The sequence below is a fragment of the Ureibacillus manganicus DSM 26584 genome (assembly GCF_000772945.1).
Classification (GTDB): Bacteria; Bacillota; Bacilli; order Bacillales_A; family Planococcaceae; genus Ureibacillus; species Ureibacillus manganicus.
Genome location: NZ_JPVN01000013.1, coordinates 44,170 through 58,523 on the forward strand (window position 1 = coordinate 44,170; position 14,354 = coordinate 58,523).

Consider the following 14,354-nt stretch of genomic DNA (forward strand, 5'->3'; position numbering starts at 1 on the left):
TCACAGATAAATGATAGTTTTTCACCTTTTAGATGCTATTATGTACAAAAAAAGTGAGTCAGCAGCATGAGACTCACTTATTGCAATTCTTCAATTAAATTCACAAGTTACTTTACAATCTAGGATCAACAGGATCAGATTCTAGAGCGAGTACACCAAGTGCACATTCATGAACTCTTGAAATAGACTCACCGTTTACGAATCTTTGAACTCCTTCTACTCCTAAAGCGAATTCTTTTAAGGCATTTTTTTGTTTTTTACCAGTATTTCTATGTTTTAATCTTTTTAAATTTTCAGGTTGTAAGTAATCCATTCCATAGATGATATGAAGATATTTACGACCTCTCACTTTTATGGCAGGTTGAATTAATCTTCCCTTATACGTTGAGATGAATGTTTCTGGTTTGATGACAATTCCCTCATGGCCGTCACTTGTCATTTCTTCCCACCATTTGATAACATCTTCTTCACTCGCCTGGTCTTCAATGACCATATACTCAGTTTTTACAAACAGCGAATCTATTGCATGGAACTCTCGATTCTTTTCCATATGCCATGTATGTGGTTTATCAAAGAATGTTTCTTTACTATGTGCCAGTAAATGGAACGGTGCAATTTGAATTTCGTCAATGGTATGGATGTCCCAGCAGTATTTTTGAAATACTTCTTTGAATACGTGGGCATTCTTTAGTTTTTCATCGTACTCTTTTAACCATTTTTCGAGATTTTGGTTATCCCCAACCGCGCTTTCAAGCTTATGCATTAATATGTTTCGGTCTAAAATTGCATTTTCAGATACATGAGCATACTGTTTACTAATTAATTCTTTTGCTTTTAAATTCCACGGCATAATTTCAGCATCTAGTAGGATAAACTCTGTATCATTATTGTCGAAGTAATTGCTAGCAGTTAGCCCTTTATTAATTTTTAAAAGGATTGTTCGTTCCATTTCTTCATCAAAGAATCGCCTTCCAGTACGGGTATAAATTACACCTAGCGTTTCTCGACCAATATATTTTAGTCCAGCTTCATTATCTTTAAATAACAACAAAATCCCCCTACTACCCATATGCTTTTTCTCAGCAACTAGTCTTTGAATACCCAAATTTCTGTAGTAATCAATCGCTTCTCTCGGATGTTCAAGGTAATTTTCCAGAGATGAAGGTGTTGGTGTTGGACTCATTGTTGGCGGAATGTACACTAATTCTTCTATTGGTACCGTGTAATGTGACACAGTATCAAGTGCAGGAATTACATATTCTTTTGAAATACTTATTTCACCAAGAATATCTGTTCCAACAGTATATCCTTCTATAAATTGCGCAATGTTTGGTGGATTCAACCTTTGTTTCTTAAATTCATCAAAAGGATTGTTTGTTCCATCAGTGTAATCTTTTTGCGCTTTGACAGAAACAAATTCTTTTTCAGGGTACTGGAATGCAGTTAGTTCCCCCCCAAATACAACCCCTTGGTCTATGTTAATTGTATTGTTAATTGCAAGTGGTTTCGGTTTTGGATCGTGACCCCAAAGTATTAATGTGCTATTTTTATGATGAATTGTCCAATCCTTCCGAATCGGTTTACCGTTTTCATCTAGCCCTTCATTGTCTCCATATCGGCAAAAATCACTTATGTCATAAGACTGTTTTCCTATGAATTCATCTTTTATTCCTGCATGAGTACAAACTAAAGTAGGTACACCATTTTTCGTTAATACATAGTGAGAAGGAGCATTAATAAGCAATTCTTTTAATGATTGTTTTAATGATTTAGCTACTTCTTCACCATATTGTTTCTCGTATAAAATAAATTCTTCTTCAACAAATTCATCTCCATGACTTAGGGTTACTTTCCGTCCATCTAACCAGCGTGCAATTTTCCAACCATGATTACTGTCTATCATGTAGGCAAGTCCATTATTTACATGACGTAAGAAAAATTCCATTGTTTTGAGAGATTGTGGTCCGCGGCTCATAATATCACCGAGGGAAAGAAACTTTTTCCCTTCTGGGTGAATGTAAAACTCCTCGTGATTTCTTTTGTACCCTAACTTTACTAGCAGTTGAATCATTTCACTATAACAACCATGAATATCACCAATAATGTCTATTCCATTACCTATTTCTAAATGAACCGGATTATTGCTTCTTACGATTTCAACTGCACTGCTATTAGAAATCGTATAAGTAGCGAGGTATCCTTCTTTTTTGATAAACCGTTTTTCTCTTTTAAATACTTGATATTGTTGTTTAATTCTTTTGATGCCTCTTGGATTTTCACGATTTTTATCTCTAGTAAGCAAATCATTCTGATCTACATCCATGATGATAGAAACAATCGGAACATGATTAGCTCTAGCTATTGCGATATACTTTTTACGATCGTCAGGATATAAATGAGTGGCATCTACAAAAGTAAGTTTGTTCAATCTACATCTTGATTGGATGATTTGATCTAAAATTGAAAAAGCTTCTGCTGATATGTGTTGATATTGATCATAAAGAATATCCGCTTCATCGCGCTCACTTCTTTGATAATCAATAAAATCAATATCACCAACTAATATTCTACATTCATCTGAGCTAATCACTTCAGAAGTTAGAATATCGCCCTTTTTTACAAGTTCACGTAAAAGAGTTGATTTCCCACTATTTGAAGGACCAATGAGTAATACGATTCCGGCATAAGGTAAATTTATTTTCATTGGTTTAGCTCCTTTCGTGTAAATAAACAAGCCTGAGTTGGGTACCCATGTAGTTCATGTTCTTCACCAATGCCATCAAATGATAATTCGTATTTATGGCCATTGTTTTTACACCACGTTTTAAATTCTTCTCTTGTCCATTCAAAACGATGATCAGGATGCCTGTAATCCTCATCCATCTCGTAAACTTTATTGTATTCTTTATTTGGCGTCGTAATAATTAGTGCTTTTGGTTTATAGTCAGTTATTATTGTTTTCATTACTTTTTCAAGCCTGTACTCATCAATATGTTCAATTACTTCGCAAAGTACGATGATATCTTTATCTTTTAGTCGTTCATCATAATAAAATAGTGAACTAATAATTTGCTTTGGTTTCACGAAATGACTTTGCTGCTCATTTTTTTCAAAACGTTTACGAGCTGAAATTGAAGCTGTTTGTGATGGTTCCACTGCTAATATTTCCTGTACACCATTAATGAAACCTAACTTCTCTGAGAGCTTTCCTTCACCTGAACCGAGGTCAACGATACTCTCTTTGTTTGGTAATTGGTTTATGATTGAAACTATTTTTTCATATCTTAAATCATTTAAACGGATTTTATGATCAGATTTTTTAAGGGGCTCATTATCTGCACGTTGATCTTGCTGTTCTACTAAGCTGTAAAGTTCCTTAAACCGTAATGCTTGTTGGTATATGAACTCTCTTTGTGGATGATTGTCTAACCAGCCCTCTCCAAAACGTTCCAATTTTTCTATCTCTTTTTCATCTATATAATAATGTTTGTAATTATCTAACACTGGGATTAGTACAAAAAGCTGTCTCAGCCCCATTTGAAGCGTCGTAAAACCTTTTAATTTAATGAAACGTGCTGAACTTTCACTTTTTAAGTTCATATTGTAGTCGGCTTCACCGTAAGTAATTTCAACATCGTATCCTAACGGTTGAAATAACTCCAATATCGCTCTGTCTGAAAATTTAGAAGCAAGTGGCCCAAAGCCAAATTCAAATTGGAAGGCATGGTTTACCCATTGTTCATATTCTTCATGAGGTTTCCCATTTAACGCTGTACCGAGGGCAGATCTTAGAAACGTACAAAAAATACTACTTACAACAAATTCTCGATCATTTATATAGGAAGTAATATCATAAGTTTGTGAGTTATTTCTTGAAAGTTCAATGGGATCCGGCGTTACAAAAAAAGTGACATCAATTTCTTCATCGGTAAACTTACTAAAAAACATCCGGACATAGTGTCCATTTACATCTCTTTCATAAAGATTATTCGGATTTTTTGCTAATAGGTAGGAAATAACTTTTACATCTTGTCCTATTGCACGAATCGATAATTGCATCGTTAAATACACCCACTTTCAACTAATGGTTTTAGTTCCCTTTTATTCAATTTAACATATTAATCCAATTTTCACCTCAGCAAACAATCTATACTGGACATAAAAAAGTGTCTCCAGAAACATCACGAAATCATCCTCAAATGGAAAGAATTTTTCGCAGAACAATGCGCTAACGAGAAAATTACATAAGAACATACGTTTGAAGTTTTTCAACTTTTTGATACTACCATTACAATTATTATGATAATATAGTCATATGTCCTTTTTAAGGAGAGGTGAATTTATATATGGCAACATCCGTTACTACGAAAAATAATAGAGGCTTATCAGGAACATTTGCTCTTAATAAAACCGAGCCAATCCACAGATGGTATAAATACGACGAAGGTTATTCTAGTGAATTTATTATAAATGAATTTGAAAAATTACCGATAGAAGCTCAAACGCTTTTTGAACCATTTGGCGGATCGGGTACAACCCCATTAGTAGCCGCACAATATGGAATTCAATCATTCTTTAGCGAAATTAATCCATTTATGGCTTTTGTTACAGAAACAAAAATTAATACGGTAAGAGCAGCACATCAAAGAATGGATGTAGTTATAGGAGAACTTTTATCCTTAAAAGAAAGTGTACTCGGTAATCTAGATTTCGAACCCCTTATTGGTGTTTCTTATGATGGCTTTGAAAAGTTTTACAAACCTGAAGTATTAGCAAAACTTTTGGCCATTAAGAAACTTTTAACTAATCTAAATGATCCTCTATCAATAAATATTTCCAAAATCGCACTAGCTTCTATTGCCATAAAGGTTTCTAACATGATTAAACGTGGCGATTTAAGATATGCAAAAGAAAATGAGAAAAAACAAGAAGACTTTAATGTTTTGGTTCATTTCATCAATAAATTAGAAGATATTATTTACGATATAGAAAACCATTCAGGCTCAATCCAATCTAATACTACATTTATTCACTCAGATGCTAGACAAGCCATCTTACCGCAAGAAGTAGATTGTGTTATCACTTCTCCACCCTATTTGAATGGCACAAATTATATTCGAAATACAAAGTTGGAGCTAAAGCTTTTAGATTTTGTTACAACTGAAAAGGATTTACCTTTCCTTCACTCTGGAGGAATAATGGCGGGAATAAACAGCGTATCTAATCGCCGAAACATACCAATTATCTTAGACGAAGTAAAAGGTTATGTAGAACAATTAGAACCAGTTGCTTATGATAAAAGAATCCCCATTATGGTTGCTGGGTATTTTTATGATATGAATATTGTTTTTCAACAACTAAAACAAACCATACGTAATGATGGGATATTTGTTTTAGATATCGGAGATTCTCAATTCGCAGGTGTTCACATTCCAACTGATTCGATATTATCTGAACTTGCTGCTAAACATGGCTTTATACAATACGATGAAGAAGTTCTACGTACTAGAAGATCTAAAAATCAGATGATTCTATCGCAAAAAGTACTGCGCTATCAGTTAAGAAAGTGAGGTGCTAATAATTGAATAGTGTAATTACAAAACAAAAATCACTTTCTGAAATAGATATGTTTAAACAGAAAGCTGAACAGTTCATGACAGCAATGCCTTACAGAGAAAAGCCATATGGTGGACGCAACTGGGGGCATGCATGGCACTCACTTTGTTCATACCATGGAAAATTAAAACCCTCTATTGCACATTTCCTTATCAAAGAGTTTACTGAAGAAGGACAAACAGTTCTTGATCCTATGAGTGGTGTAGGGACAATACCATTTGAGGCGTGTTTACAAGGTAGAATAGGGATTGGAAATGATTTAAGTGAAATGGCATATGCTGTAACAAAGGCAAAGTTGGAGACGGCAAATAAAGAGCGGGTTAATGATTTAGTAAATGAACTAGAGGATTACATTAACGAAAATTTAGTTGAGTATTCACCGGATGATATTCCTTATTCTGACTTTGGTCTAAACGGGAAAATCCCAGATTACTTCCATCCTGATACTTATAAAGAAATACTAACTGCTCGAGTATTTTTTAGAGAGAGAAAAACAGAATCTAGTGAAGCAGCATTTATTTTTTCTTGTTTTTTACATGTTCTACATGGCAATCGACCTTATGCTTTATCTAGAAATTCCCACCCTTTAACTCCCTATGCACCAACAGGTGAGTTCATTTATAAAAATGTAGTTCAACATATTAAAAATAAAATTGCGCTTTCTTATAAAAAAGGTGAATGGGATAATTTTCAAGAAGGGCAAGCGATTTTTGGAGACTTATTTAATTTAGAAGGAAAAGTAAGTAATGTAGATGCAATTATTACCTCTCCTCCTTTTTTTGATTCTATTAAATTTTATAGTAGTAATTGGTTGCGATTATGGCTTTCTGGATGGGAACCGAAAGATTATCAAAACGCGGAAATAAGATTTTTAGAAGGAAAACAAAAAAAGGATTTAAATATTTATAATACATTCTTTAATATTTGCAATAGCTTGTTAAAAGAACAAGGAATTGTAATTCTCCACTTAGGAAAATCAAAAAAATGCGATATGGCTACTGAATTAGCAAAACGTGCCACTGAACACTTCGATGTTGTTTATATTGGCAATGAAGATGCTAAAGACTTTGAGAAGCATGGAATATCGGATAAAGGTTCAACAACAGACCATCAATTTTTGTTTCTTAAGAAAAAACTCCCAATTTAAGGGAGTTTTTTTAAAAGTGTTATTGTTGTTGGTTAATTGTGAACACACTTTCATACGTAGATTCGACGTAGTAAAATTATTTTAGTTCCTTGTTGGCTAAATCAACCCAAACACTGGAAATTGTTTTGGAATATTGAAAAAAGTCAAATCCGATTTCTTTTAAAAGCCTGTTTCTCAGTTTAATAATCTCCCCAAGATATCTACTGTATTTTGCTAATAATTCATCAACTACTTCTGGATCACTTAACCGATTTATTGCTTCAGGGTTATATGTTGGGGGTCCGGATAATAACTCAAATCCAAAGCCAGTTAATATTGCAAGCCGCTGAATTTCACTAGTATTATAAAACTCTGTTGGCCAGCTTCCCGACTTTTCTCCATTACATTTGCGACATAGTAAAGTAGCATTTTTAGTGTTTAAAGGCCATAAATAATAAACTGGTAAAGTATGATCTAATGGTCTTTCAATTGAGCTCTCCACGTTTGAAAGGTCTTTATTACATTTAAAGCATCGATAATTATACCTTTCATATATTTCTTTACTATTTATTTTTTCATGTCCTGACAAATCCATATACATTCTTCTCTTTTGAGCCGCTTCTCTATGTTGGTCAGATGTTCTTGTTCCATTTTTTATACTGTTATAAATCTTTTTACATAGTCTACATTCTCCCTGTCTTCCCGAGTTCCTTGAACTGTGGTTATCGAAAAATGATAATGGCTTCATCGTATTACAAACTATGCAATATTTAAATTCTTCCGCTTCATTAACATATTCCTCATGAAGAACGGTAAAATCGCCACTTTCTGCAATTACCTTAGCACCATCTTGCTCTACTTCCATATCGTACTTAAAGAAGGTTGTCTCACCATCAGTATGTATTAAGTAATTACATTTATCACATTCAATTTCGAACTCTCCGTCTAATTGATCTTTTCTAACAGTTATGAAGTGTTCACAATCAGGATTTAAACATTGAAATCCTTTAAATACTACATCGCCCATTCCTTTTACATGATCTGCCCTAATTTGACCATGTTTTTTGACTTTACTGTATGGTTTTCTCCTAGACATAAATAAGCCCCCATTCATTATTACTATTATACATACAAAATTAGAGGGAATGGGAATTTGGCAAACCTTGAAACAATTAGTGTGAAAATAAAATTAAAATTGGAGTAGAAGTAGAAGTAGAAGTTGTTAGAATAAAATATATTGAACTAACCTAGAATGGCAATATGCTCTTAGTGGAACTTGTATATTACTGAACAAATGAAAAAGACGAACTTTAAAAGTTCGCCTTCTTCACCACTGAATATTACTTAATCGGCTCGAAATCGGCATGAATTCGGCACAAAGGATTAACGTACAAAAATACAAGTGACAGTAGTATGATACAACTAGTAAATTTGGGCGTATTGATTAATACTTATTATTTACTGTACCAACGTTTGAATAGGGAATATATAAGGTTCGTTCGGCTCATTAATCACATCCCAACTTGTTACTTTGACAATTGGCAATTCATATCCATCATAGTTTCCTACAGCTAATACCCCTTCAATTTCTAACCACGAATCTTGTTGTAATTGATCAGCTCCTTCAAATTCGGTTAAAAAGCCGATGACACTCGCATCCGCAACGCAATGAGTAATAAAAAACCTAGATAGTACAAGCTGGTTTACTGCAAATTCACCTTCTTTAAAGACAAAGCCACTCAATTTAATAGTTCTGCCAGCAAAAGCCTCTGGATTTTCGTTGATCCTACTATAATACGAAATAAATATGTCTTCACTCATGTCAATTATTTCAGAATCCTGGAGCCATCTTTCTTTTTCTTTTAGTTCACCTTCCGTTAAATAGTTATTGTTAACAAGTGGTATATGATCACTTGAATAGATATCAATATTTTCTTTTTCAGTTAATGACTCCGAATTCTCCATGAGCGATTCTTCAAACGACTTCTCCTCTTTTTGTCCACTACTAATCTGCGATAGTATGGATCCTTTGTTTGCCGCAATCGAAGAATCTAAAGTTGCTGGAGGAATAGTAAATCCCGTTATAAGCGGAAAGGCTACAATTGCGAAGCCAATGATTTTCGCAAAATTCCAATGACCATGTCCATGATCATGACTGTGGCTACAATGAACCGAACAAACGTGATGGGTACGCTTCCCCTGAAAGATTCTTGGCAGTTGAATCATAAATAAAATAAAAAAGATTCCCACAGCAAGCTTACTCATAAAATCGTATTTTGGATTAATGTACTTCGCGATATCACCTGTCAAATGGAGATTGGCAAAAAACAACGTAAATAGTCCGATTAGTACCGCTTTTAATAAATGCTGAGTGTTTAATTGCATGGATTCATTCCTTCCTAAAGAAAACTCGTTAAGTAAACAAATGTAAATACAATTGAAGTAATCAGCATAAACAATACAAATACAAATTTTGCTTTAAACACACTGAGTAACATGATTGTATTTTTCAAATCAATCATCGGTCCATAAACAAGAAAGGCTAAGATAGATGTAGAAGGAAAGATGTTTTTAAATGATGCACCAATAAATGCATCTGCTTCAGAGCATAATGATAAAAAATAAGCCAGCGCCATCATGACAATCGTCGAATGAATTAAGCCATCTCCAAATAGGAATAGGAATTGCATGGAAACGTACGTTTGAAGTAAGGCTGCCACGAAAGCACCCAAAATTAAATATTTACTCATATCAAAAAATTCATCGATTGAGTGCTTAAACATTTCACTTACTCTCGTTCCAATTAGTTGTCTTTTACCCTCTTTCAAAAAAGCATTTTGATTTTTATTCATCCGCTTTAACTGATTAGATTTATATAAAAAACTGACTACAAGTGCAATGGCTACTGCTGCAACAAATCCAACACCCATCCTATATAAGGCCATTTCCAAATCATTACCAAAAGCCATATAGGTGGATAAAATAACAATTGGATTAATTAATGGGCCGGTTAATAAAAAACCGATTCCAGCGTAAAGTGGAACCCCCTTTTCAATCAATCGTCGAACAATTGGGACAATACCACACTCACATGCCGGAAAAAGTGATCCAACAAAACAGCCCATAAATACTGCTAAAATTTTATTTTTAGGTATGAAAGCTCTAATATGGTCCTCAGTGATAAAAATTTGAATAAATCCGGCTATTAGCACGCCAATCAATACAAAAGGAATTGCTTCAATTAAAATGCTAAGAAAAATTGTATTAAATTGATTAAATGATTTTGGTAGTGTAAATACGTCACTACTTGAAAAAATAGGGACCATAAACATAATACTTATAGAAATTCCTAACATAAATACGACTAAAAATTGAGTAGAAATCTTCAATTTAGATTGCATCGAATCTCCTCTTTCAAGAATTGGATTTGATTTATCAATACTGCTTGTCTACATTTTCGGGAAACGAAAGATTGTTTTCTCAATAGTGTATTTATTTTAAATCGTAATAATTCCTATTTATAATCTATTTTTTGGACATAAAAAAATCTCCCGATTTTGCTTAAAATAAACAAATATTGGGAGATTAATGATGAATTCAGTTAAGTTTCAATCTATTAAGTAAAAAAATTTCAAATTCTGTTCATTTTTTTAATGTATGAATTTACAAAATGAACCCTAGCAAAACAAAAATTTATGATTTATGATTTTTGAATTATCCAATTATAAGGATCTTCTAAATTTCCCCAAGATGCATTGAATTCTTCCGTTGTTAATAGACATTGGTCTAATTCCTTCGTAATCATTTCTTTATCTAAATTCATTCCAATTATGACCAATTTTGTCATACGGTCGCCGAATTCTAAATCCCACTCTTCTTGTATTTCAGGGTTATCTAATAGTATTTGTTTTTGTTGCTGTTCCGATAAAGCGGCTACCCAATATGAGACTGGCTCAATATTAACTGAGGGACCCGCTTGAGAGAATAAAATGGTATATTCGTTGTGGGCTGCACTCCAAATAAGACCTTTCGCTCGCACAATCGATAATGGCATTTGTTCACTCCACTCTTTAAATCGTACTGGATGGAATGGTATTTTTCTTGTATAGGTGAAAGAAGATATCCCGTATTCTTCGGTTTCAGGTGTGTGGTTTTCGTGACCTAGCTGTAACTCTTTTAACCATCCAGCAGAATTGACAACACAATCAAAGTCAAATTGCCCTGTATTCAATATTTCTTTTGGATCTATTTTACCATTTATTGTACGAATAATTTTTGCCTCTGGTTGCAATATGCGAATAATCCGTTCTAATTTTTCTAACTCTACCTCTGAAACCAAATCACATTTATTTAATATTAACACATCACAAAATTCAATTTGGTCAATTAATAAGTCAGCTACTTCACGGTCATCTAATTCCCCAACAGCCTCTTTCCTATCCAATAAGCTTTCACCAGATTGGAAGTCGTGCCAAAAACGATTTGCATCGACAACCGTTACCATTGTATCTAACGTACAAATTTCCGGTAGATTAATACCTGATTCTTCATCGTAATATGAAAATGTTTGGGCAACAGGAATCGGTTCACCTATACCAGTTGATTCAATCACGATATAGTCAATTTCACCAATGTCGACCAGATTCTGCACTTCAATTAATAAATCCTCACGCAATGTACAACATATACATCCATTGGACATTTCAACGAGCTTTTCCTCTGTCCTAGAAATACCACTACCTTTTTTTACAAGCTCTGCATCAATATTAATCTCACTCATATCATTCACTATTACGGCTACTCGAAGATTTTGTTTATTTTGTAAAATATGATTTAACACCGTTGTCTTCCCAGAACCTAAATAACCGCTTAAAACTGTAACTGGAATTTTTTTCGCCATTAATACTTCCCCTTTTTACTTTCAATTCAACTCGAAACCGTACTTCTATCTTGAAGTAGAACAATAATCTTTACCAACTGGATTTTTTCACACCAGAAATTTGCCCTTTATGTGCGTATTCTCTAAAGGCAATACGAGACATCTTGAATTTTCTCAAATAACCTCTTGGTCTTCCTGTCACTTCACATCTGTTTTTTAAACGTGTCGATGATGAATCCCTCGGAAGTTTTCGAAGTGCATCATAATCCCCTTTTTCTTTTAGTTCTTTTCATAGATCGGCGTACTTTTTTACCACTTCTTGGCGTTTTTGTTCTTTCACGATTTTGGACATCTTCGCCATATATGTCCATCTTTTTTAAAGTGTAATCATTACGATTTAAAATTAACTATATTTCACCCTGTAAAAAGTCCATTTTATAACCTTATTTTGTTTCTCGATGCAACGTACGTTTTTTTAAACGTGGGCTATATTTCATTAGTTCGATACGCTCTGGATTTGTTCGTTTATTTTTGGTTGTAATATAATTTCGATCTCCAGTTTCTGTACATGCTAAAGTGATTTTAACTCTCATCTTCGTTCTTCCCTCCTAATAAGCCATTTAAACAGAGAAACTAAATCGTAACTATTACGATTTAATTTCTAAAAAAATAATCCCTCATAATGGAATTAAAGTACGTTGTAATTATAAATAGTAATCATTACTATTTGCAAGTATTTAATTATACTGTTTCAAACAATTTGTGAAGGTGGATTTAATTTCCTAAATAAAGATGAATTGGGTACCTTCTATTTTGTACTTTTTGGGCAGTTCCTGTTTTCCCACCTATCTGCAATCCATCACAGAATGCTTGTCGACCTGAACCATTTGCCACTACTGATTCAAGAGCATTACGGCCTTGTGCAGATATTTCTTCGCCCAAGTAATTACTAGAGGAACATTAATCCTGAATAGAAGTTTTCTACTCTATTGATACATTTGTTTAACAAGAAAAATATTTTTTTTAATTTTATTGTTGCAATATGTGTTAAGTTTGGATAATATTTAGTTTGTAAATAGTAATCATTACGATTTAGAAGGGAAGAAATAATGAATAAATATTTTTTGATACTACTAGCTTTATGTTTTACCCTACTAACAGCATGTAACAGTACTACCGTTCAAAATGAAGGGTCAAATGAAATTGCAGAAGAACAAACAAAATTAAAAGTTTACACTACCGTATATCCGTTAAGCTATTTTACGGAACGTATTGGTGGCGAGTTTGTTGAAGTTAAATCCATTTACCCTCCAGGTTCCAACGAACATACATTTGAACCAACGCAACAAGATATGATTAAGATTGCAGAGGCAGACGTGTTATTCTATATAGGGTTAGGTCTTGAAGGTTTTATTGAACAGGCACAAGAGGCATTGAATGGCCAAAAAGTTGAGTTTATTGCCACTACAGCTAATGTACCTGAAAAAAAGTTTAATATGAGTACAGGTCATTCACATGATGAACACTCGGGAGATGGTCTAGATTCTCATACAGAGGATGAACATTCTGAACATAGTGAAGATGCTCATACAGAGGGTGAACATTCCGAACATAGTGAAGATGCTCATACAGAGGATGAACATTCCGAACATAGTGAAGGTGAGCATTCAGAAGATGATCATGCTCACGAGGAAGTAACTAGTGAATCTAAAGATGAGCATTCTTCCCACGATGAAGACAGTCATGAAGGACATCATCATCACCACCATGAGATAGATCCTCATGTTTGGCTATCTGTATCAATTTCTGAAGATCTTGCATTATCCATCAAAGATGCACTTACAAAAAAAATGCCCGATCAAGCTGATACATTTGAAGCAAACTATCAAACTTTAGTAGAAGAATTAAAAGCTTTAGATGATAAGTTTAAAGAAATGGTGGCTCTAGCTGACACACATACATTTTTTGTATCACATGCTGCATTTGGATACATAGCAGGTGAATACAATTTAAAACAAGTACCTATTGCCGGTCTGAATTCTCAAAGTGAACCTTCACAAAAGGAATTAACGGAAATAGTTGATCTAGCAAAGGAATTAAATATTAAAAATATTTTATTTGAACAAAATGTTTCCTCAAAATTAGCTGAAATTATTCAATCCGAAATCGGAGCTGAAGCGTTGATTTTGCATAATCTAAGTGTACTTACAAAAGAAGATATTGCTAGTAATGAAACATATTTCACCTTAATGGAACAAAATATCGAAACTTTAAGTAAAGCTTTAAGCAATAAATAATTTCCTTTTCATTAAAAACTTATTTTGATTAGTCTACTCTTTAAAAAACACGTTACAATTTGTAGCGTGTTTGTTTGTTTAATGATGAAGGATAATTTTTTTAAGTTCACGCCTTAAGGATGTTGGTCAGTCTTTAGGAGTGAACTATTCTCACTATATAAAAAATGAGGATTCTTCCTCCTTTAAATAGCCCATTTATTGAATAACTTTTCTTACAAAATTCGCTACTTAGCAACAATTAATATGCAAACATTATAACGGTCAATATCTAACACCTTCCACTTTTCATTATACGATTCGTGAATATTGCAAAAAAGCTGGTGTAGATTATAAAGGTACGCACGTTTTTCGACATACACACGCAGTTTTGTTACTTGAATCAGGTGTAAGTCTTAAATATGTATCAAATCGCTTTGGGACATAAGACCATCAAAAC

Annotated in this window: 11 protein-coding genes and 2 pseudogenes; 4 read left to right on the forward strand and 9 right to left on the reverse strand. The window is 33.5% G+C overall.

Translation table 11 applies throughout. The features are described 5' to 3' along the window. Positions 1–112: 112 nt before the first annotated feature. The gene (locus tag CD29_RS11675) at positions 113–2,704 is read right to left on the reverse strand and encodes a polynucleotide kinase-phosphatase (protein WP_036186939.1); all 2,592 of its coding nucleotides are present in this window, start codon (positions 2,702–2,704) and stop codon (positions 113–115) included. Further along, entirely contained in the window at positions 2,701–4,059 is a 1,359-nt protein-coding gene (locus CD29_RS11680; RefSeq protein ID WP_036186941.1) for a 3' terminal RNA ribose 2'-O-methyltransferase Hen1, read from the reverse strand. The genes CD29_RS11675 and CD29_RS11680 overlap by 4 nt, the downstream gene beginning before the upstream one ends. Positions 4,060–4,346: 287 nt before the next feature. On the opposite strand from CD29_RS11680, the gene CD29_RS11685 reads away from it, so the two are divergent. After that, positions 4,347–5,570, forward strand: a complete 1,224-nt coding sequence (locus CD29_RS11685; protein WP_036186944.1) for a hypothetical protein — start codon at positions 4,347–4,349, stop codon at positions 5,568–5,570. A gap of 11 nt (positions 5,571–5,581) precedes the next feature. Then, on the forward strand, positions 5,582–6,763 hold the full coding sequence (locus CD29_RS11690) for a TRM11 family methyltransferase (protein WP_052124128.1): 1,182 nt from the start codon (positions 5,582–5,584) through the stop codon (positions 6,761–6,763). A gap of 76 nt (positions 6,764–6,839) precedes the next feature. Here CD29_RS11690 and CD29_RS11695 read toward each other — a convergent pair whose 3' ends face one another. From CD29_RS11695 to CD29_RS20280, 7 genes and pseudogenes are all read right to left on the reverse strand, one after another. Next, the gene (locus CD29_RS11695) at positions 6,840–7,838 is read right to left on the reverse strand and encodes an HNH endonuclease (protein ID WP_036186946.1); all 999 of its coding nucleotides are present in this window, start codon (positions 7,836–7,838) and stop codon (positions 6,840–6,842) included. Between the two features lie 362 nt (positions 7,839–8,200). Beyond that, positions 8,201–9,127, reverse strand: a complete 927-nt coding sequence (locus CD29_RS11700) for a TIGR03943 family putative permease subunit (protein WP_036186949.1) — start codon at positions 9,125–9,127, stop codon at positions 8,201–8,203. Between the two features lie 14 nt (positions 9,128–9,141). After that, positions 9,142–10,143 carry a permease gene (locus CD29_RS11705; protein WP_052124129.1) on the reverse strand — a complete coding sequence of 334 codons (1,002 nt, stop codon included), beginning with the start codon at positions 10,141–10,143 and terminating at the stop codon, positions 9,142–9,144. Positions 10,144–10,442: 299 nt separating this feature from the next. Then, positions 10,443–11,642 carry a GTP-binding protein gene (locus tag CD29_RS11710; RefSeq protein WP_036186952.1) on the reverse strand — a complete coding sequence of 400 codons (1,200 nt, stop codon included), beginning with the start codon at positions 11,640–11,642 and terminating at the stop codon, positions 10,443–10,445. A gap of 70 nt (positions 11,643–11,712) precedes the next feature. Next, positions 11,713–11,982, reverse strand: a pseudogene (gene rpsN, locus CD29_RS20015) (30S ribosomal protein S14). 82 nt (positions 11,983–12,064) lie between these two features. Beyond that, positions 12,065–12,214: a 50S ribosomal protein L33 gene (gene rpmG / locus CD29_RS11715; protein ID WP_036186954.1), complete on the reverse strand. Its 150-nt coding sequence runs from the start codon at positions 12,212–12,214 to the stop codon at positions 12,065–12,067. A 208-nt stretch (positions 12,215–12,422) separates the two neighbouring features. Next, positions 12,423–12,563, reverse strand: a pseudogene (locus tag CD29_RS20280) (penicillin-binding transpeptidase domain-containing protein); the annotation flags it as partial. Between the two features lie 167 nt (positions 12,564–12,730). On the opposite strand from CD29_RS20280, the gene CD29_RS11720 reads away from it, so the two are divergent. Both CD29_RS11720 and CD29_RS20705 read left to right on the forward strand, forming a co-directional pair. Beyond that, the gene (locus tag CD29_RS11720; RefSeq protein WP_036186956.1) at positions 12,731–13,918 is read left to right on the forward strand and encodes a metal ABC transporter solute-binding protein, Zn/Mn family; all 1,188 of its coding nucleotides are present in this window, start codon (positions 12,731–12,733) and stop codon (positions 13,916–13,918) included. Between the two features lie 295 nt (positions 13,919–14,213). Further along, positions 14,214–14,342 (forward strand): site-specific integrase, encoded by a 129-nt coding sequence (locus CD29_RS20705; RefSeq protein WP_235801826.1) that lies wholly within the window; start codon positions 14,214–14,216, stop codon positions 14,340–14,342. Positions 14,343–14,354 lie beyond the last annotated feature (12 nt).

Bases quoted from the DNA above. Each gene is read 5' to 3' on its own strand.
- CD29_RS11695 (WP_036186946.1), bottom strand. From the start codon at position 7,838: ATGTCTAGGAGAAAACCATACAGTAAAGTCAAAAAACATGGTCAAATT.
- CD29_RS11720 (WP_036186956.1), top strand. From the start codon at position 12,731: ATGAATAAATATTTTTTGATACTACTAGCTTTATGTTTTACCCTACTA.
- CD29_RS11685 (WP_036186944.1), top strand. From the start codon at position 4,347: ATGGCAACATCCGTTACTACGAAAAATAATAGAGGCTTATCAGGAACA.
- CD29_RS11710 (WP_036186952.1), bottom strand. From the start codon at position 11,642: ATGGCGAAAAAAATTCCAGTTACAGTTTTAAGCGGTTATTTAGGTTCT.
- CD29_RS11675 (WP_036186939.1), bottom strand. From the start codon at position 2,704: ATGAAAATAAATTTACCTTATGCCGGAATCGTATTACTCATTGGTCCT.
- CD29_RS11680 (WP_036186941.1), bottom strand. From the start codon at position 4,059: ATGCAATTATCGATTCGTGCAATAGGACAAGATGTAAAAGTTATTTCC.
- CD29_RS11705 (WP_052124129.1), bottom strand. From the start codon at position 10,143: ATGCAATCTAAATTGAAGATTTCTACTCAATTTTTAGTCGTATTTATG.
- rpmG (WP_036186954.1), bottom strand. From the start codon at position 12,214: ATGAGAGTTAAAATCACTTTAGCATGTACAGAAACTGGAGATCGAAAT.
- CD29_RS11700 (WP_036186949.1), bottom strand. From the start codon at position 9,127: ATGCAATTAAACACTCAGCATTTATTAAAAGCGGTACTAATCGGACTA.